Consider the following 19,131-nt stretch of genomic DNA (forward strand, 5'->3'; position numbering starts at 1 on the left):
GTGATGAAATCGAGTTGCCTCTACTGGTTCGAATGTATTGTTATGAGCATCGAATGCTTTTCGCATGCATATTCGTAATCAGTAGAAGCATGTTCCACCTTTCATTGGTTTTGGTAAACCAGAAGTTGTGGAATGGAGTAACTATAAATCGAATCAATTGACAAAAATACATGTCACGAATTTTGGTTCCCAAAATATAGCGCCATGTATTTTTGCGACTGTTCTCAGCGTTATGCGTTATGCGTTATGCGTTATGCGTAATGAGGAATTATGAACATTACAGAAAGAGAGTCGGAATTATTCAATAAGTGGAAAAATAATCGAATTGGTTTTGTTTCCGATGGAGTTGTTTCCGAACAAGATTATTTAAATTCTAAAATTAAGCTTTGTTTTGTTCTTAAAGAAGTGAACGATGTGCATGGTGGTGGTTGGGATTTAAGAGAGTTTATCCGTACCGGCTCTCGAGCTCAAACATGGAATAATGTAACTCGTTGGGTTCAAAGTATTAATAATGGAAACGCTGATATTCCATGGATTGATTTGGAATCAGTTTCTGAAAAGCAAAGAGTTGATACTTTACGAACGATATGTGCAATGAATCTTAAGAAATCACCAGGCACTCATACAACGGTACGAGCTAATTTCGATGCAGTTGTTGCTGAAGATAAGAAATTTATAAACGAGCAATATGATATTTATAACGCTGATTTGACCATTTGTTGTGGCACTGGCTGGGATTTACGGTTTGCTTTGGATTTAAACGATGAACAAGTTTATGAAACTTCAAGAGGTATAAAATGGTTCGTTAATCATCAGAATAAACCTGTTGTAATGTATGCGCATCCAGCGGCTCGTGTACAAGATTCGTTGCTTTTGTATGGTTTAATTGATGCGGTTCGTGAAATTAAGCATAACAAGAGACTATGGTGTTAAGCGTTAAATGTTTGATGTATTTTCATTCCATCGTTGGGTTTTGTGTTTACGGTACAATGGATTAGGTAAGGTGTTAGCGTTGCTCACTACTTATTAATGCTGCGTTAGGTGACAGGAGGAAAACTTGAATCCAATTGCTATTCTCATCCATGTCCCAAATGTAGCGCAGGGACTCGCTTGGTATAAAAAAGCCTTTCCGTCTGCGACCCCTATTTATTATTCAGACTCAGACTTTACTGTACTTGAACTTGACGGTTTTTCGCTCGAAATAGTTCAAGCTGATGAGAAGGTTGGGGCCGGGAAATATGGAACCGTTCTATATTGGTCGGTACTCGAACTAGATGCGGCACTCAAACATTTTGAATCTCTAGGCGCAAAACTTTATCGCAGCCCTATGGAAATTGAAAATGGGCTAGTCATGTGCCAATTGGAAGATCCGTTTGGCAACTTAATTGGTCTACGCAGCAATGTCACCGAACAAAAATTTCAATGAAAAATAAGAAGCACACACATCTTTAATCTCCTAACCAAAGCGATACCATGCTAGAAATTATCCACCCCTACTTTTAGTCGAATAATGAATCTAAGAGAGGGGCATTATTCCCAGTTGGTTGCTTTGATGTCAATGACCAAACTGGTATGTTCATCAACCAACAAAATGGTTTTGTTTTAACCATTGGTTAAACAAGGGAAGCCACTCTTTAGCGGTTCCTTTGGCATTGCGGATACCAAATCCGTGACCACTACTCTGAAAGATATGCATTTCAACTGGAATATGGTGCTTATGAAGCGCTTCATAATACAGAATGCTGTTCATTTGATTCACCGATTTGTCATCGTTCGCCAATCCAATAAAGGTTGGGGGAGTCGCGTCACTGACCCATTTTTCAGCAGAGTGATCGTCAATTTGTGTTGTGGTTGGCGACTTCCCGAGCAATATTTTGCGAGTGCTGTTGTGAGCGTATTTCTTTTCCATGGTAATGACGGGGTAAATTAAGCCGACAAAATCGGGCCGAGCAGAAAAAGTATCTATGTTATCGATGGGTTGATAAACCTTTCGGTCAAATTGAGTTGCTAAACTAGAGGCTAGTTGTCCGCCCGCAGAAAAGCCTAATACACCCACACATTGATTATTCAGTTGCCACTCTTTCGCATGGGCGCGAATATAACGCACCGCCCGTTGTGCATCTTCCAGCGGTTGCCATTCACGATCAGAAGCGGAGTCGCTTGGAAGCCGATATTTCAAGATAAATACGTTTAATCCGTGCTGGTTAAGATCGGGCACCATATCGATACCTTCTTTATCAAATACCACTCGTTTGTAGCCACCACCAGGGGCGATAATAATGCTGCAGCTGCTCGGTTTTTGCGTCGGAAATGAGAGAAGTTCTGTCTTGTTAATATTGATCCAAGCACGGTCATGGACGGAAGGGGATTTGCTACGTTCAATCACCGTTTCTGTCGTAGTAGTATTTGCAGTCGTGCTTGGCCAAATAGAAAAGTGCTGCGATACCGTTAAGTTTGCTGCCGAGGCAGGTAAGCTCAAAGCGCTTGCTGCCAATGTTATCGTATAGCCTAAACATCGAATTATCTGGTGGGTTTTCATGTTATTTACTCGGCCAAAAGGAAGAGGATTACGTTAACAAAGAGCGCCCTATAAATGTGTTAGGTACATTCCCTTTTTGAACGACAAAGGAAATGTGCTCGTAATTATTGCAAAAAATAATCGCGTTTAAACGCACTACAATGTGCAGATGTTTGATCTTATCTCTTAAATTTTTCATGTTGATGAGGTAAATTAACGATAAATTATGATGTTAGGAATATCTAGAAGATGAAAACGCCAGATCAATTACGCTGGGCACAAGCGAAGCAGCAAGGTATTTATAAATTTATTGGCATCCGTGGTATTTTGTTGTTTACCGTACCGGTTTTTATCATGGAAACCATTTTGACTTACACCATGGATGTTGAAAACATTTTCACTGGTATCTATTTACTTAAAGCTTCCATCATTTGGATTTTGTGTGGTGTGCTATATGGCCTGTTCCAATGGTCACGCTTGAAAAAACGTGCATCCAAAGACGATCAAATAGAGCAAGATAAAAAGTTAAGTAAAAAAGCCTATAACGCTAAATACGGCAAAAAGAAAAAAGTGAAATCCTAAGCGCACATACTCGCCAATGTAAATTGAATATAGAAAGGACACAAAAGGATCATTTACCTTGTGTGTCCTTTTTATTGCACATTTTTATTATAAGAAATGCAAGCCTATATAGAAGTTTGGTATATCAGTTTATAGCCCCATTTTATTCTCGGGTACTTTAGATTAATCACGAGCAAATTATTTTTATCATCAGGCCTTTACGTTGGTTTACACTTGATTAATACTTCAATGATTATCGGCCCAGCGTACGATTGTATGCACCATGTTTAATCCCGAGGTTATATTGTGTTCTCCTTGCGTCGCTTAAGCGCATTTTCTCTTCTAACAGCACCCTCTAAGGTTCTGATTATTAATTCTTTTTCCTTTCATCTCGGTTTCTATATGTTACTGCCATATTTAGCCGATCATCTCTACCAATTAGGGCTGACTAGCTGGCATGTCGGAATCATTATTGGCTTACGTGTTTTAAGCCAACAGGGGCTGTTTCTTATTGGCGGGACATTAGGCGACCGTTTTGGATACAAGCCTCTGATTCTACTCGGATGTTCGGTGCGTATTCTCGGGTTTATCATGCTAGGTATGGGCGAAACCTTTGCATGGTTAATTCTCGGCGCAATGTTTACTGGATTTGCAGGCGCTCTGTTCACTCCAAGCAGCGATGCGTATTTGGCCTCGGAATATCCTGATGCTCGAGTGCGTAATCAAGTCTTTTCCTTGAAAAAGATGGCCGGAGAAAGCGGAATGTTATTAGGACCGTTGGCGGGCCTTACTCTGCTAAGCTGGAGTTTTATGTCGATCGGTTTATCTGCAGCTGCGATTTTTGCGTTGCTATTGGTATTACAGTGGTTTTATTTACCCGAGCAGCGGGTTAGTGCCGAGAGTGAAGAGGAAACCGCGGATTTTGCCTTTTGGAGACAATGGGGCAGCATGATTCGTAAGCCGATGTTCATGAAGTTTATTTTAGCCGCTTCTGTTAACAGTATTTTGTTTCATCAACTCTATTTAAGTGTACCGCATCAAATTCATGTAATGACAGGAAATGAATCGATCTTAACCATGGTATTTATGACCACCTCAATATTAGGTGTGTTCTGCCAATTGCCGGTGAGTAAATGGATTGTCACCAGGCTTGGGGATGCGCCTTCGATGGGGATAGGTATGAGTTTGATGGGGTGTGCTTATTTGGCATTGCAGTGGCATTACGAACCTATGTTAGCACTGCCTTTTATTTTGTATGCGGCGTTATTTAGTTTTGGCACTATGCTTTCGTTTCCCGTGATGTATTCCTATATTCCGAACTTCGCTCCTCGCCGTGAAATGGCCAGTTATTATGGGCTCTATGCGTGTGCTGGTGGCGTTATGGCTTTCCTTGGTAATTGGATTACCGGTTGGTATTTGAGTTTAGACAGCTTTTCAATGGGTATTTTTAGTGGATGTTTAGCATTATTGGGCCTTATTTCTGGCGTCAGTTTGTTTGCGATAGTGTCTATTCATCAGCGTGAAGAAAAAGTGTTGGTCAGTTAACCCCAAGCTACGTAAGCGGAACAGTCACGTTTTTGTTCCGTCTTAAATTTTTCTAACATCAAAGCCAATTTGTTGATTTTAATAGGACACACAACATCATTTACATTGTGTGTCTTTTTTATTTTATTAAAGGTGGTTGATGCATTTGGGGGTATTGTCTGCTATTACCTTAGTATGGCATTTGCGATGGGTGCTGTTCGGGCTGCTATCAATGGGAGATGGTTGGGTTATATGAGGGCAATCTTTATTGTGATGAGCGTATTAATGCTCTCTGCATGTACAAAGGTGGGGTTGCAGTTGGCAAATCTTCCTGCAAAGTTCAGTGATAACCGCATCATAAAAAATATCGTTTTTGACGATGCATCTAAGCAAAAGCTGGATGTTTATATCCCAGCTAAACAAGAATCGTCTCCTTACCCCGTCATTGTGTTTTTTTATGGCGGACGTTGGGAGTCGGGTTCAAAGGATATGTATGCATTCCTTGGAAATAAACTCGCTAATAAAGGGTTCGTTACAGTGATCGCAGACTATCGTAAATATCCGCAAGTGCGATTTCCGGTCTTTGTGCAAGATGGAGCGAAAGCGTTAGCTTGGGTCGATGATCATATCCAAGAATATGGTGGCGATCGGAACAAAATTGTTGTGGCTGGTCATTCTGCTGGAGCCCACATAGGAGCGTTACTTACGGCTGATGAGCGTTATTTAGAAGCCCTAGGGAAACATCATTCGGTCATTACAGCATTTGTTGGCCTAGCGGGACCTTACGATTTTGTACCTAAAGCTGATGATTTAAAAGCCATCTTTGCACCACCGGAGCAATATTCCCAAATGCAGGTTACGACGTTTATAGATGGTAGAGAACCGCCGATGTTGTTACTTTGGGGGGATAAAGATAAAGAAGTGGGTCGGCAAAATCTTGATGCCCTTGTTAAAAAGTGTCGTCAAAAAGGCGTTGTTGTAGAAAGCAAAATCTACTCGGGGGTTGGACATGTGGATATTTTGGCTAACCAAATGTGGTTTTATCCGGGTAAGGCGACAGCTTTAAATGATATGACTGAATTTATACATTGAATACATTACCTCTATGGTGCCGTGTTTATGGCTAAGTTATCTGTACTTACAAATGTAGGGCAAACGAAATAAAGCGAAATAGACATCAATGGGACAGATACTTAACAAAAATAAAAAAGGACACACAACACTATTTACGTTGTGTGTCCTTTTTTATTACGTTAGATGCAAACCTATTCGACGTTGGGCTTATCGGCTTCTAATACTGATTTAGGGATGGTTTTACGAATCGTCGCTACATCATCCGCACTGACCGACGGGGCTTTATTATGCCAACCACTTCGTAGGAAAGTGGCAAGTTTTGCTACTTCTTCATCACTTAAACGCCAGCCAAATCCCGGCATTGCCAGTGCTTCTGGAGCTTTAGGTGTTGAAGGCAGCGTTGACCCTGCAAGAATGACGTGAATCAAACCACTTGGGTCTTGCGCATTGACTAACGAATTACCGTCAAGAGCAGGAAAGACTCTCGGTGCACCTTTGGCATTACTGAAGTGACAGGCACTGCAGTTATCAACGTACAGCCGTTCTCCTGAATTAACTGGGTATTTACCGCTAACCAGCTTGGCCGTGGTAGCGTTATCTTCATTAGTTGATATCGCTTTAGTCGTGCCATCGCCTGGGAGAGTTTTGAGGTAAGTAGCGATTGCATCTAAGTCACTGTCGTTTAGATAGCTTAAACTGTGCTCGACTACCGATGTCATTTCACCTGCAACGGCAGAGTGAACATTACGTCCGGTGGCTAGATACTCTGCAATATCCTCTTTTGACCAGTGTTCTAGGGCACCGCCTTTACCTGCACGTAAATCTGGTGCATGCCAAATGCCGATCATACCGCCAGAAAGGAAATCCCCACCTTTGTGGTCATACCCTTTTTCCTGAAATACTAAACCGCGCGGTGTATGGCAACTGCCACAGTGGCCAGGCCCTTGTACGAGGTAAGCGCCGCGATTGTATGCTTCTGATTGTTTCGCATCATTTTGATAAGGCGAGGCATCGGCTGCAACCCAATTCCAAAAACGAATGCCCCAACGTTGATTAAACGGAAAACTTAAATCGGTTTTCGGTGCATCTTCATCGACAGGATCAACCCCATGCATGAAATAGGCGTACAATGCTTTTACATCATCATCTTTAAGCTTAGCGTAATCAGGATAAGGCATGGCAGGGTAGAGATGTGAGCCATCAGCTCTTACACCATGGCGTAGCGCTTGTTCAAATTGTGCATAGCTATAATTGCCGATCCCATGGGTTTTACTAGGGGTAATGTTAGTGGAATAGATTTTGCCAAACGGGCTTTCAATAGCAAGACCTCCGGCAAAATTCTTGCCACCTTCTGCAGTATGGCAAGCGACGCAATCGCTGGCTCGCGCTATGTATTCACCTTGGTTAATCTGCTGGTTATCCGGATTCGTTGGGCTTGCTGCATAACTAGCCACAGAAAGAACAGAAAGTAACGACCCTAATGTAATGAGTGTTTTCATATGTCGTTCCTCCTTATGCCTGAACCAGTGGGCCAGGATTAGGCAGATATTTTTCCTTAATCGCTTTGGCCGACCAATAAGTAAGTGCACCAACTAATAGAGTAGGGTTGTATTGAATGTTTTGTGGAAAGGCACTGGCACCCATCACAAACACATTGTGTACATCCCAACTTTGAAGGTAACGATTCAACACGCTGGTTTTAGGATTCGTTCCCATGATTGCGCCACCCACGTTGTGAGTGGTTTGGTAAGGTCGGACATCGTATTTAACCCCAAAATCTTTAAAGCTGTATTTCACGTTATCAGGATGCATAACGTCCACAATCGACTCAATTTGGCGTTTCATAAATTGGGTCATTTTGATGTCGTTGTCTTTCCAGTTAAATGTCATACGTAGCAGTGGCAAACCATGGCGGTCTTTATAGGTAGGGTCTAGGCTTAAATAGCAGTCACGATACGACATATTCGAGCCGTGAGAACCAATGCTCATCGCGTGGCCATAGTTTTCTTTCACTGCTTTTTTCCATTCAGACCCCCAACTTGGAGTTCCAGTTGGCAAAGGCATACTACGAATTGGTTGCCCATTCGTCATTCCAGCATTCATATAGGAGCCACCGATAAAGCCCTCTTTGCGAAAATCGATACGGTTAGTAGCAAAGTCGTCAATGATCTCGCCGTTTGCGCCAGCACCGATAAAGGGGTTGAATTCTTTATCTTTGAAAAACAAGGTTGCACCACCGGTCATTTGATAGGCATAGTTGCGACCAACAGTACCAGTATTACGGACCGGATCGTAAGGTTGACCGATACCAGAAAGTAACAATAAGCGAACATTGTTATAGGCAAAAGTTCCGACAATCACCATGCTAGCGGGTTGAAAAACTTCTTCGCCTTCACCGTTGATATAAGTGACTCCTACCGCTTTTTTACCTGATTTATCGAGGTTAACCTTGGTCACTTCACATTGGGTGCGGTAGTGAAAGTTTTTACGTTGTTTCAATGCGCCAAGCACACAGGTTTGTGGTGATGCTTTGGAATAGTTGATACAGCCATAACGTTCGCAAAAACCACAAAAGTTACATGGCCCAAGCTGCATTCCATAAGGGTTCGTGTATGCTTCAGATGCATTGGCTGCTGGCAGAGGAAAAGGATGAAAGCCTTTTTCTTTGGCAGCGGCCGCGAACATGCTGTCGTTTAATGTACGAACTAATGGCGGTAATGGATACGGATTTCGCCGCGGCCCTTCAAATGGGTTGCCTCCGGGCTGAATCTCTCCTTTGATGTTACCGGCCTGGCCTGATACCCCCATCACTTTTTCAAAGAAATCAAAGTGAGGTTCAAGTTCATCATACGTGACGCCAAAATCTTGAATCGTCATGTCTTTGGGAATAATGTCTTGACCAAATTTTTCTTCAACATAACTACGTAAACGTAGCTCTTCTGGCATTGGACGCCAAGAGTGGCCATTCCAATGCGATCCTGCGCCGCCAACGCCATCTCCAGGCAAAAATGAGCCGAGATGACGATAGGGTAACGCTTCTTCATCGATAGAGTGGCGCACGGTAACGGTCGTGAGTGCGGGTTTGCGCATTAATTTATAACGTACGCCGTAGGTGAGCTCATCGGCCATTTTTGGATATGAAAAATCGGGAACAGTATCTCGATCATCGCCTTGTTCCAGTGCAAGTACATCTAACCCTGCATCGGTCAATTCCATTCCCATAATAGAGTTGGTCCAGCCAAGACCGACCATTACCACATCTACGGGTTTTTCCTGACGTGCCATAATTATCCTCTCTCTCCTTCAATGCTAACTGGGCCTAGCGGGTATTCGACGTTAGGTTGGGTCACCCATTTCTTATATGAGGCGCGTGCACCAGGAAAGCCGATCATTTTCCAGCTCGCCATATGCTTGTTGCCACCGTGAATTGGGTCGGCGAAGTAGCCTTCTTTTGTGTTCTGCAACAAAAACGCGAAGAATTGAGAAGCACTGACATCATCAAATTTGATGATGCCTTTTTGCAGGTTAGTCAGTACCGTAACTTGCTGGGCGGCGGCTAACTTAGCAAAGGGTTTATTCCACTGTTGTTGGCAGTAGAGATTGGTTGCTTTTATGCCGAGGCGGTAGGTTTGCGCGGGCGTTAAAGGGGATTGATAGCCAAATTCTGGCGCCGCGTTGGGGGCAAAGGGGGGTTGCATGTACCAGTCTTTTGCCTGACCAAAACGACCTTGCATTTGTCGGTCAATAAAAATCGGCACATTGGTTTCCAATGCGCCAGGACCATGCTCATCAGCAGGGATCAGTTTATCGACTGCTGCTAGTAAGAAGGTCCATTCGTCACCACTAAAGAAAATAGGTTTGTATGCGTCGAGGTCAATTTGCGTAATAGGATCCGCAAGGGCCGGAAAAATCAGACTGGGTCCGATAGCGGTTGCTGATACCGTGATAATTGCATTTTTTAAAAAACGACGACGGGACGTATCTGTTGATGAAGAATTCATCTCATAACTCCCAGTGTATTTAGTTGTATTTTTATAGAAATAGTAGAATCTCAGCGGACCAATATTGACGACATCAACATTGCGCTGTGGGAGTACGGTAACGCAATTTTACTCAAGCCTATCAACTACTCGTCACAAATTTTATACAAAATAAATAACTATTTAACATTATTTCAATTAGTTATTTCTTGTGTGAATAATAAGTTTGTAAATGAATTTATATTGAGAATAAAAGAAGGGAGATATCGCTTTAATAAGGACAGGCACACGAACGCACACCGACTTATTAGGCAGATGGAACGTCATCAACTCAGTGAATTTACTCGTCGTTCCTCTGTTGTTTCGGCCGATGAGCTATTACGTACTGCGAATTATATTGCCGCCGCCGATGCGTGTGGCTTTTAGTCTAAATGAACGACTAATAAATCCGCATCGACGTTATTCACCAATTTGGGGGCAGAGCTGAACATGCGACTCATTAATGTATGGTGATGCCCGCAGACGACCAAATCGATATTGTCTGATTTAACTAACCCCGCAACCTTCATATGCAGTTCACCAATGACGACAGATGTCTCTGCAATCGGGTAATCACAATGAGCAACAAGCTCATCTAATTGTTGAAGGTAGTGCTGTTCTTCCTTGGGGTTACTGATGATATGGTCGATGTCGACATAGACAATCGAGAGTTTTGCTTGATGAGGTTTGGCTTGTTCTACGGCTTTGCTAATGAGTTTTTTACTCGATTCGGTTAAATCGACCGCGACTAAAATGTGCTGATAGCTCATTACGAGTCTCCTAGTGAGAATGTTATGTGCGTAATTAGAGTCTAGTCATTAAGAGGTACTTATGCAGAAAGTGCTCATTAATTAGTGATGTTGATCGGTGAGCGGTAAAGATCAAACACGAAACACCAATGGATTTGTTCTCATCTTGTGTCATCACTGCACTGCGCTATTCTTGGTATATCTCGTATTACCAATACGCTTCGTTAGACTAAGGATGTCATTATGAAACTGCGATTATTTGCAATCACCTTACTTGCCTGTATCAGTGGACTAGCTTTGGCTGGGGAAAATGTGGTGTATAAAGTGGATGGTAAACAGTATCAAGGGTACTGGGCAAAAGTAAGTCATGATGCCCCTCTGGTTGTGTTAGTACATGATTGGGATGGATTGACTCAATATGAAGAGAAACGAGCGAAGATGTTGAATGAGTTGGGTTACAACGTGTTTGCAGTAGATCTATTTGGCAAAGGGGTTCGCCCTACTAAGGTGGCAGACAAGCGTCAACATACCGGAGAGCTTTATACTAACCGCGATAAGCTTAGAGCGTTAATGAACGCTGGTGTTGAAAAGGCTGCGGCGCTTGGCGGTAATATCAATAATATGGTGGTGATGGGATACTGCTTTGGTGGTGCTGCAGTATTAGAATCGGCGCGAGCGGGCATGAAAGCGCAAGGTTTTGTCACATTCCATGGTGGGCTAGCCACACCCAAAGGACAAAGCTATGCCAACACGACAGCGCCCATTATGATATTACATGGCAGCGCAGATACCGCGATCCCTATGTCGGAGTTTGCTCAATTAGCCACAGAATTAGAACAAAATCATGTTCCGCATGAAATGATTACCTATAGCGGTGCACCGCATGCATTTACTGTATTTGGTAGTGATCGTTACCGAGCAGATGCCGATAAGAAATCTTGGCAAGCCTTGACGAGATTTTTATCTGCGCAGACGAAAGCATAGCTAAGGTGAGTTAACCATCAAAGGAGTCATTTGGCTCCTTTGGTTTTAATAGAATTACGTGCGCTAATTGCGTGGTATGACTTTATTACGAAATTTATAAACACCTAACAGAGCGACAAGAAAAATGGAGAGAGCAGGAGGCTCGGGAACGTCGGTATCATCATCCGATTGGGTCTCTAGATAGACGTTATCACTCCAAGTGATCTGGTAGGAAGCATAGCCCTCGTTGGTTTCTAATTGATCGCCGAAATTGATACTGGAAGCAATATCATAGGCATCAAGACTATAACCATCTCCATTGTAATCATAATCACTGACTAACAATACATATTCACCAGCAGATAAGGTGATGGTGAGGTATGAGTCTAAATCGGTGGTGCTGCCATCACTGGATGCAGCGTCGCTGCCGGAATCGTCGTTGTAAGCGATGTAATCAGATAAATCAAGCGAACCATCGTTGCTGTAAAGGGAGATGACAGTATCTAAACCTGTTGAGCTACTGTAGTTGTTATGATCGCCAGTTGGTGTATTGCTATAGGTTAATAAATTGATCGTTATGGTTTCGTCTGAATCGAGATAGAAATACCAATAATCAATGGTAGTACCCGCAGCGGTTTGATAGAGCGTACCTGTTGTAATGAAGCTGGCATGGGCAAAGCCAGATGCAAACAAGATACAAAGTATGAATAGACGAATCGCAGTTTTCACTTTCACAACTCCTATGTTGTTATTCGATTTATAATCACACTTAATGTGATATTAGTTCCAATAATGCATCGTTTGTGCCATGCATATAAATCAATAACTTAGAAAGAGCTAGGTAAGTAGTATGTCATTTTTACTGACACTAATTTACAGATAAATAAGGGGATTTGGGTTAGTAATACACGAAACCTGATGAAAATAGTGGTTATTTTTACCAATCGGCGACTGTAAAAAAATTAAAGGATAGATATATCAACAATGTGCCGTGTATCAGAGCGTTATGACAGTAACGCTTATGGTAGGAGCATAGATAAAGAAAAGGAGCCACTAGGGCTCCTCGTTATTGTTTAATGGCCAAGATTTATTGGGGCGTGCCATTTTGCCACTCGTCCCAGCGAATTATGATATTGCTTGCGACAGCATTAGCAACTCGATAAGCGTTAACCTCGGCTGGCTCATAGCCACTACCGTTGGCTGCAAGCGCTTCAATTGGTGTTTGACCCGGTGCTTCTTGGTCAAAATCTGAAGCCGTTCTTAACACCAGTATACGATTAAAATCCAATTTATCTGCATCTGCCCCGCGCTGCAGAGCGGTTAATGATGCGTTATCTTCCATTTGGGTGGTACAGACATTCGCTTTGCCATCGGTTAGGGTTGCTGCGTAATTGTCCATCGCTTTCGCAATCTTCGAGCCCACCCAGAACGTATCGTTAGAGATTGTATCGCAGATAGAGACAAATGGTTTACTTTGAGCTTTGGCTGAATCGGTAAACTGTTGGCGATCTTTATCAGCCGCATCAGAATCTAATAAGGCAACGTGTTTACTTAGGGCATACGCCTTATCAACTAACGCATCATTAAGATGAAAAACTTCAGTCCCTGCGCTCCATTTCGGCTTTTCACCGGGCTTATTGGAACCGAGAGCAAATGTACCGGTGGTCCAGTCTTTTGGCATTTGGCGTGCGTCAATGCGATGAGTCAGTCCGCCATCAATTGCGTAGCGAGCCCAGTGAGCGGAACCAAGGGTTCCTTGATCTGGGTCGACACCACCGATGCCAGCAATAATGATGTAGCTGTTTGTGAGGTCGACTTGCGGTGCGAATTCTAAAGCGGTGAGTGTTGCCGAGGCATTGGCATACCCCATCGCGGTTGTCACCATGCACAACCCTGTTTCGTTGCAATGTAACGCTGGATATTCTCGGCTTAAACCCGGGATCTCGTAATTTTGCGTCAGTTGCTGATGTTCTAACCAAGGCTGCGCCTCACTACCGAACATGGTGACAACTAATACCTTGGGTGTAATGGTCGGGATCGTTTGTGCGGCCGTTGCAGTAAAAGCCGCACAGGAAGAAAGAGTGGCGACGGTAAACAGTGCTCGAGAAAGTTTAGAAAATGTAAATGTCATAATATCCCTATTAAAAAGCAGTGGTGCTAACCACGTAACATGCTGACTGATAAATTGATTTTGAATGGTTCGGTGTCGATATTCAATAGGGAGAATACAAGTCCGAACAAATAAAAATGCCCAAACTAGGTTCCAGACCAGAGAACTTATCTCCCAAATGAACAAGACAAATGAGAAACTACTCAGTTATTGGGCGGATAAGATTGGTTATCACAAGTGAAACGTATATTATCAGCCGCTCAGATTTGACAGGGAACAACGATCCTCTGTTCGACGTATTACCACCATAATGGGAGTTTGTTTTGCAATTAAATGAGTACACGGCCAATAAAATTGTCGAACGGTCTTATTCCATTGTTGGCTTGCCCATTAATGTGATGAATCATGAAGGGGTGATTATTGCTTCTTCAGATGTGAGCCGAGTTCATACTTTTCATGACGGCGCACTCGAAGTATTGATGACAGGAAAAGTCGTTAAACTAAGCAGTGATACTGCGTTGTTACGTAAAGGTGCCAAAGAGGGAATTAATATCCCCATCTATTTTAAACGCGACATTATTGGCGTTATCGGGGTTAATGGTCCGTTAGATGTCGTGGAAGAGCTCGCTCATTTAGTGAGTATGGCAACCGAGCTCATTCTGGAAAACTTGGATTTGATGTCAAAAATTCATACGGTCAGTAAACACAAAGAAGACCTGTTAGAACTATTAATTCAAGAAAAACATGCTGATAAAGAATACGTTAGCAATATTGCCGACTTTGTAAAATACGATCTCTCACCTGCTAAGGTGGTTGGAATATTAAAAATAAACAGTTCCGATCCTATTTCAACAGCGCTGTTTCAAGAGCTGGTGGAGGAAATCTATCTCTATGAAAAAAGCCTACTGGTCAGTACATTGTCGGTATTTCAGCGTGAAATTGTGATTTTAAAAAATGATGACAAAGACAAACACACTTGGCTAAAAGAGTTGGTTCGTTATCTTGAAAATCACAAGGGGCTATCGATCAGAGGGGCGTTTGGCAGTGTTTTCCCTGGGTTAAATGGCATTGCGCTTTCATACCAGACTGCGCGTTTAGCGCTTGATAATCGTATTGATTCTCGTAAAAAAGTGGTGATGTACGATGACAATGTCTTCAAGTACCAATTTTGTACTCTAGAAGACAAAGAGTGGGTACGTCATCAGTTACGTTTACCCCTGACACAATTAGAAAATGTTGATAGCAACTTGGTGCTTATCCTCACGATGAAGACATACTTAAGCCAGAATTGTGATCAACCTAAAACGTGTAAACAACTTGGTATTCATCGTAATACATTACGTTATCGTTTAGCCAAAATAGAAAGTGTTACATCCTTAGATTTCAATAGGTTAGATGACTTATTTAAGATTTACACTGCGATAACATATTATTCATAAAGCACAGCATTTTGTGCAGGTGCACAAAATGCGTTGTGAATATGCATCCCTTACTGTCAATTTTGACATTGAGCTCCCATAAGCCAATCAATATCATCGCCCGCATAAATCCCTAAATATAAAAATAAGGAAAGAATCATGACCGAAGTCTCTACCTTGGGAGCGTTTGCTGCTCTTGTTGTTGCTATTGGATTGATATTGAAGAAAGTTCCACCTGCGTACGGCATGATTTTAGGTGCGCTTGTCGGCGGCATCGTGGGCGGTGTCTCACTGACTGATACGGTGACGCTAATGATTCACGGTGCTCAGGGCATTGTGACAGCCGTATTGCGCATTCTCGCAGCCGGTGTTCTTGCTGGTGTTCTTATCGAATCTGGTGCTGCGACTCGTATCGCGGAAACTATCGTAAGAAAAGTCGGTGAAACACGCGCTTTGCTTGCGTTAGGCATCGCAACCATGATTTTAACTGCGGTTGGTGTATTCGTTGACGTTGCTGTTATTACAGTTGCTCCAATTGCGCTTGCTATTGGTCGTCGTGCTAACTTATCGAAAACAGCCATTTTGCTAGCGATGATCGGTGGTGGTAAAGCGGGTAACATTATGTCACCAAACCCAAATGCAATCGCAGCATCAGATGCATTCCATGTTCCTTTAACATCAGTCATGATGGCAGGGGTTATTCCGGGTCTTTGTGGTTTAATTTTTGCGTACTGGTTATCTCGCCGTTTGGTTAATCACGGTAATAAAGTTCAAGAACAAGAAGTGATTGCTCATACCCATGGTGACTTACCAAGCTTCGCATGCTCAATTTTAGCACCGCTTGTAGCTATTGTGACATTGTCACTGCGTCCAATTGCTGGTATCAACGTGGATCCTATGATTGCCTTACCGCTTGGTGGTTTGGTTGGTGCTATCGCCATGAAGAAGACAAAAGAAATTAATAACTTCGCTGTCTCTGGTCTGTCTCGCATGGCACCGGTTGCGATTATGTTGATGGGTACGGGGACACTGGCCGGTATCATCGCGAATTCAGGTTTAAAATCAGGTTTGATTGACCTTCTAACTAGCTCAGGCCTGCCTTCTTATTTATTAGCTCCAATTTCTGGTGCCATGATGTCGTTAGCTACAGCGTCAACGACTGCAGGTACGGCTGTCGCATCCAACGTATTTAGTTCTACTATTTTAGAACTAGGTGTCCCAGGGTTAGCGGGAGCTGCAATGATTCATGCCGGTGCAACGGTATTAGATCACATGCCTCACGGTAGCTTCTTCCACGCGACGGGCGGTGCTGTGAACATGAACATTGGCCAACGTTTAAAATTGGTCCCATACGAATCATTAGTCGGTTTAGTAATGACTATCGTGTCTGTATTGCTATTCGGTGTGTTTAACGTATTTGGACTTTAATTGGAGAGAAAAATGAAAATTGTTATTGCACCCGATTCGTTCAAAGAAAGTTTGACTGCGTTAGAAGTCGCCAACAGCATAGAACGAGGCATCCGTAAAGTGATTCCTGATGCTGAGATTGTAAAGGTACCAATGGCTGATGGCGGCGAAGGAACGGTGCAATCTTTAATTGATTCTAGCCAAGGAACATTGCGTACTGAAACCGTGCTTGGCCCTACTGGTCAAGATGTGGCGGCAGAATACGGTTTGATGGGCGACGGTGTAACCGCTGTGATTGAAATGGCTTCTGCGTCGGGCATTCATCTTGCGACGGGTGAGTTACGCAATCCACTCAAAACGACCAGTTATGGTACTGGCCAGTTGATTAAAGCGGCATTAGATTTAAATGTTAAACACATCATTCTTGGTATTGGTGGTAGTGCAACCAACGACGCAGGTGTTGGTATGTGCCAAGCGTTGGGGATCAAATTCCTTGATGAGCAGGGTGAAGAGTTAGGTTTCGGCGGTGGTGAACTGAATAAGTTAGCTAAGATCGATTTATCTGCGCTTGACCCTCGTTTGGCTGATATAACGATTGATGTTGCCTGTGATGTGAATAACCCGCTGTGTGGTCCTACAGGTGCATCGCATGTGTTTGGTCCGCAAAAAGGGGCAACACCAGAGATGGTCGAAACGTTGGACGCTAACCTCAATCATTTTGCTGATATTGTGCAGCATCAGCTTGATGTGAATGTGAAAGATGTACCTGGAGCTGGTGCGGCTGGTGGTCTTGGGGCCTCTCTATATGGATTGTTAAAAGCAACCATGAAGCCGGGGATTGATATCGTTGTCGAAGCGGTTCAACTAGCGCAAGCTATTGAAGGTGCAGATGTTGTTATCACTGGTGAAGGCCGTATCGATAGCCAAACGATTCACGGTAAAACACCAAGTGGTGTTGCTAAGCTATGCCAAAGTGTCAATATCCCAGTAGTCGGTGTGGCTGGATGTTTGTCACAAGACTGTGGTGTTGTGCATGAACACGGCATCGATGCGGTATTTGATGTCGTTCCTGGTGCAACAGATTTGGCGACAGCATTAAAAGATGCAGCGGCTAACCTAGAACTTACCGCGCGTAATATCGCTGCGATGATGGTGCTATTTAAGCGTTAATTATTGCTAATAATGAATGGGCGTCTTGCTATACAAGACGCCCATTTTTTTAATAAAAAGGAGAGTTAAGCAACACTAACCTAACTCTCAAACGTCGTTACTACTGCTAGGAACGAAATGGAATTGCGAGCCCTCTAATCACAGTAAGTAGCGGGGGGATTGGTTTACCATGAGTTAGTATGTTGGCCAACCATCAGAATCCCAGTTCAATTTACTAATGAGCATTTTCGCGATACCACTATCATCAGCGTCATAAGCGTGTCTGATGATGACGTCAGTATTTAAGATATCCTCACCGCCAGGACCAACCCAACGATCGTTACCAGAGTCGAAGATCTCAACATTACCATCTAGCATTTCATCGCCATCTTTATTGACATATGGACCTGTGATGTATTTTGAGCGGCCATAAGCAATTTGATAAGTACTATCAACACCTTGGCAACAAATACCAATCGAAACGAACAAGTAATAGTAGCCTTGACGGTAAATGATACTTGGCGCTTCAATGCCACCAGAACGATAGGCAAGGTCATACAGGGGACCAAATGGTTTCATTGTTTCAGGGTTAATACGGGTGAGTTTAATCCCTGAGAACCATGAACCAAAGACTAACCAAGGTGAACCATCACGAGCAACAACCAAATCTGGGTCAATCGCATTATAGTCGTCATCGTCTTCTGTGGTATTGATGACCATACCGTCATCTTCCCAGTCCCCACCTGCGATACTGTCTGTCGAGGTTAAACCAATCGCAGATGTGTTGGAGCCGAAGGTAGAAATGGCGTAATACATCCACGCTGTACCGTTATAGAACTTAATATCTGGCGCCCATACGTTCAAACCGTCATTGTCTGGCACATAAGTTGTCCACCAGTCCAATCCATCAGCGAAGATGTTTTCAGCAGTAAACCAAGTTAATGCATCTGTTGAATACTTGCCTGCAATCCCTGTATCACTGGTTTGGAATTCCCACCAGATACCATCTTCATAAGTTAATGTTGGATCGTGAGTGACTAAGCTACCCGATAAATCCCAGTGGTCAGTATCACCACCGGTTTCGGAAGGGTCGTAAGGTTCTGATTCTACCGCCTTGGTTTTGTCTAATGTCCACAATTGGGCATCGTTGGCAGTGTAGGTCCATTGGTCAACATTGGCACCATTAGAGGTATCGAAGTCATAGAGGTCTAGAGCTTTGCCACTGCTTACGTTGACAAAACTGTAATAGCCGTCATTCTCTTCGATTGTCCATAATTGGCCAGTTTCATGATGGAATTCCCATTGATCAACATTGGCGCCGTTATCGTCGGAAAATTCATACACTTCAAGCGCTTTGCCACTATTTAAGTTAATAATGGCATATTGGTCATCACCTTGGTTAGTGATGAGCCATTTTTGACAGTCGTAACCTGTTGATTCCCAGACACCAACGTTATCCCCATCATCTTCTAGACAGCTGGTTGTTTCCAATAACTTACTGCTGTATTTGGAGGTGATTGTATACACCCCATTATCTAATGCCATCGCAAACGGGGTGGTGAGCACCGCAGTGGATAGCAATAAACCCTTATATATAGTTTTCATTGTGTTTCCCTTGTATAACTCGTTTGTATTAAAT

The 19,131-nt window shown here is 43.1% G+C and carries 17 protein-coding genes; 9 read left to right on the top strand and 8 right to left on the bottom strand.

Annotated elements, in window-relative coordinates; genetic code table 11:
* Positions 1–270: 270 nt before the first annotated feature.
* Together F9817_RS22065 and F9817_RS22070 are read left to right on the top strand one after the other, a co-directional pair.
* Positions 271–933, top strand: coding sequence for a hypothetical protein (locus F9817_RS22065; protein WP_161158366.1), 663 nt, complete (start codon positions 271–273; stop codon positions 931–933).
* Between the two features lie 124 nt (positions 934–1,057).
* A complete protein-coding gene (locus F9817_RS22070) occupies positions 1,058–1,426 on the top strand; it encodes a VOC family protein (RefSeq protein ID WP_161158367.1) in 369 nt (122 codons plus the stop codon).
* Positions 1,427–1,579: 153 nt separating this feature from the next.
* On the opposite strand, the gene F9817_RS22075 is transcribed toward F9817_RS22070, so the two are convergent.
* Positions 1,580–2,539, bottom strand: a complete 960-nt coding sequence (locus F9817_RS22075; protein ID WP_161158368.1) for an alpha/beta hydrolase — start codon at positions 2,537–2,539, stop codon at positions 1,580–1,582.
* A gap of 228 nt (positions 2,540–2,767) precedes the next feature.
* Between F9817_RS22075 and F9817_RS22080 the strand changes: the two genes are divergently transcribed.
* From F9817_RS22080 to F9817_RS22090, 3 genes are all read left to right on the top strand, one after another.
* Positions 2,768–3,100 (top strand): ATP synthase subunit e, encoded by a 333-nt coding sequence (locus F9817_RS22080; protein ID WP_161158369.1) that lies wholly within the window; start codon positions 2,768–2,770, stop codon positions 3,098–3,100.
* 285 nt (positions 3,101–3,385) lie between these two features.
* A complete protein-coding gene (locus F9817_RS22085) occupies positions 3,386–4,624 on the top strand; it encodes an MFS transporter (protein WP_345789752.1) in 1,239 nt (412 codons plus the stop codon).
* Positions 4,625–4,855: 231 nt separating this feature from the next.
* The gene (locus F9817_RS22090; protein ID WP_161158371.1) at positions 4,856–5,695 is read left to right on the top strand and encodes an alpha/beta hydrolase; all 840 of its coding nucleotides are present in this window, start codon (positions 4,856–4,858) and stop codon (positions 5,693–5,695) included.
* Between the two features lie 173 nt (positions 5,696–5,868).
* On the opposite strand, the gene F9817_RS22095 is transcribed toward F9817_RS22090, so the two are convergent.
* The 4 genes from F9817_RS22095 to F9817_RS22110 all read right to left on the bottom strand — a co-directional run bounded on the left by F9817_RS22095 (position 5,869) and on the right by F9817_RS22110 (position 10,466).
* Positions 5,869–7,176 carry a cytochrome c gene (locus tag F9817_RS22095; protein WP_161158372.1) on the bottom strand — a complete coding sequence of 436 codons (1,308 nt, stop codon included), beginning with the start codon at positions 7,174–7,176 and terminating at the stop codon, positions 5,869–5,871.
* 13 nt (positions 7,177–7,189) lie between these two features.
* Positions 7,190–8,962 (bottom strand): GMC family oxidoreductase, encoded by a 1,773-nt coding sequence (locus F9817_RS22100; RefSeq protein ID WP_161158373.1) that lies wholly within the window; start codon positions 8,960–8,962, stop codon positions 7,190–7,192.
* A gap of 2 nt (positions 8,963–8,964) precedes the next feature.
* Entirely contained in the window at positions 8,965–9,678 is a 714-nt protein-coding gene (locus tag F9817_RS22105) for a gluconate 2-dehydrogenase subunit 3 family protein (protein WP_161158374.1), read from the bottom strand.
* A gap of 401 nt (positions 9,679–10,079) precedes the next feature.
* Positions 10,080–10,466, bottom strand: coding sequence for a universal stress protein (locus tag F9817_RS22110; protein WP_161158375.1), 387 nt, complete (start codon positions 10,464–10,466; stop codon positions 10,080–10,082).
* Positions 10,467–10,688: 222 nt separating this feature from the next.
* Between F9817_RS22110 and F9817_RS22115 the strand changes: the two genes are divergently transcribed.
* Entirely contained in the window at positions 10,689–11,429 is a 741-nt protein-coding gene (locus F9817_RS22115; protein WP_161158376.1) for a dienelactone hydrolase family protein, read from the top strand.
* A gap of 63 nt (positions 11,430–11,492) precedes the next feature.
* Here F9817_RS22115 and F9817_RS22120 read toward each other — a convergent pair whose 3' ends face one another.
* Together F9817_RS22120 and F9817_RS22125 are read right to left on the bottom strand one after the other, a co-directional pair.
* A complete protein-coding gene (locus F9817_RS22120; RefSeq protein ID WP_161158377.1) occupies positions 11,493–12,137 on the bottom strand; it encodes a DVUA0089 family protein in 645 nt (214 codons plus the stop codon).
* A 358-nt stretch (positions 12,138–12,495) separates the two neighbouring features.
* Positions 12,496–13,539 carry a purine-nucleoside phosphorylase gene (locus tag F9817_RS22125; protein WP_161158378.1) on the bottom strand — a complete coding sequence of 348 codons (1,044 nt, stop codon included), beginning with the start codon at positions 13,537–13,539 and terminating at the stop codon, positions 12,496–12,498.
* A gap of 302 nt (positions 13,540–13,841) precedes the next feature.
* On the opposite strand from F9817_RS22125, the gene F9817_RS22130 reads away from it, so the two are divergent.
* The 3 genes from F9817_RS22130 to F9817_RS22140 all read left to right on the top strand — a co-directional run bounded on the left by F9817_RS22130 (position 13,842) and on the right by F9817_RS22140 (position 17,513).
* A complete protein-coding gene (locus F9817_RS22130) occupies positions 13,842–14,957 on the top strand; it encodes a CdaR family transcriptional regulator (protein ID WP_161158379.1) in 1,116 nt (371 codons plus the stop codon).
* A 138-nt stretch (positions 14,958–15,095) separates the two neighbouring features.
* Positions 15,096–16,364: a GntP family permease gene (locus F9817_RS22135; protein WP_161158380.1), complete on the top strand. Its 1,269-nt coding sequence runs from the start codon at positions 15,096–15,098 to the stop codon at positions 16,362–16,364.
* A 12-nt stretch (positions 16,365–16,376) separates the two neighbouring features.
* The gene (locus tag F9817_RS22140; protein WP_161158381.1) at positions 16,377–17,513 is read left to right on the top strand and encodes a glycerate kinase; all 1,137 of its coding nucleotides are present in this window, start codon (positions 16,377–16,379) and stop codon (positions 17,511–17,513) included.
* 174 nt (positions 17,514–17,687) lie between these two features.
* On the opposite strand, the gene F9817_RS22145 is transcribed toward F9817_RS22140, so the two are convergent.
* The gene (locus F9817_RS22145) at positions 17,688–19,097 is read right to left on the bottom strand and encodes a family 43 glycosylhydrolase (protein ID WP_202436554.1); all 1,410 of its coding nucleotides are present in this window, start codon (positions 19,095–19,097) and stop codon (positions 17,688–17,690) included.
* Positions 19,098–19,131 lie beyond the last annotated feature (34 nt).

Source organism: Vibrio eleionomae (assembly GCF_009874545.1).
Classification (GTDB): domain Bacteria; phylum Pseudomonadota; class Gammaproteobacteria; order Enterobacterales; family Vibrionaceae; genus Vibrio; species Vibrio nitrifigilis.

Excerpts from the sequence above, each read along its gene's own strand:
- F9817_RS22140 (WP_161158381.1), top strand. The coding sequence starts at position 16,377 with ATGAAAATTGTTATTGCACCCGATTCGTTCAAAGAAAGTTTGACTGCG.
- F9817_RS22100 (WP_161158373.1), bottom strand. The coding sequence starts at position 8,962 with ATGGCACGTCAGGAAAAACCCGTAGATGTGGTAATGGTCGGTCTTGGC.
- F9817_RS22105 (WP_161158374.1), bottom strand. The coding sequence starts at position 9,678 with ATGAATTCTTCATCAACAGATACGTCCCGTCGTCGTTTTTTAAAAAAT.
- F9817_RS22090 (WP_161158371.1), top strand. The coding sequence starts at position 4,856 with ATGAGGGCAATCTTTATTGTGATGAGCGTATTAATGCTCTCTGCATGT.
- F9817_RS22065 (WP_161158366.1), top strand. The coding sequence starts at position 271 with ATGAACATTACAGAAAGAGAGTCGGAATTATTCAATAAGTGGAAAAAT.
- F9817_RS22135 (WP_161158380.1), top strand. The coding sequence starts at position 15,096 with ATGACCGAAGTCTCTACCTTGGGAGCGTTTGCTGCTCTTGTTGTTGCT.
- F9817_RS22125 (WP_161158378.1), bottom strand. The coding sequence starts at position 13,539 with ATGACATTTACATTTTCTAAACTTTCTCGAGCACTGTTTACCGTCGCC.
- F9817_RS22145 (WP_202436554.1), bottom strand. The coding sequence starts at position 19,097 with ATGAAAACTATATATAAGGGTTTATTGCTATCCACTGCGGTGCTCACC.
- F9817_RS22115 (WP_161158376.1), top strand. The coding sequence starts at position 10,689 with ATGAAACTGCGATTATTTGCAATCACCTTACTTGCCTGTATCAGTGGA.
- F9817_RS22075 (WP_161158368.1), bottom strand. The coding sequence starts at position 2,539 with ATGAAAACCCACCAGATAATTCGATGTTTAGGCTATACGATAACATTG.
- F9817_RS22095 (WP_161158372.1), bottom strand. The coding sequence starts at position 7,176 with ATGAAAACACTCATTACATTAGGGTCGTTACTTTCTGTTCTTTCTGTG.
- F9817_RS22110 (WP_161158375.1), bottom strand. The coding sequence starts at position 10,466 with ATGAGCTATCAGCACATTTTAGTCGCGGTCGATTTAACCGAATCGAGT.
- F9817_RS22080 (WP_161158369.1), top strand. The coding sequence starts at position 2,768 with ATGAAAACGCCAGATCAATTACGCTGGGCACAAGCGAAGCAGCAAGGT.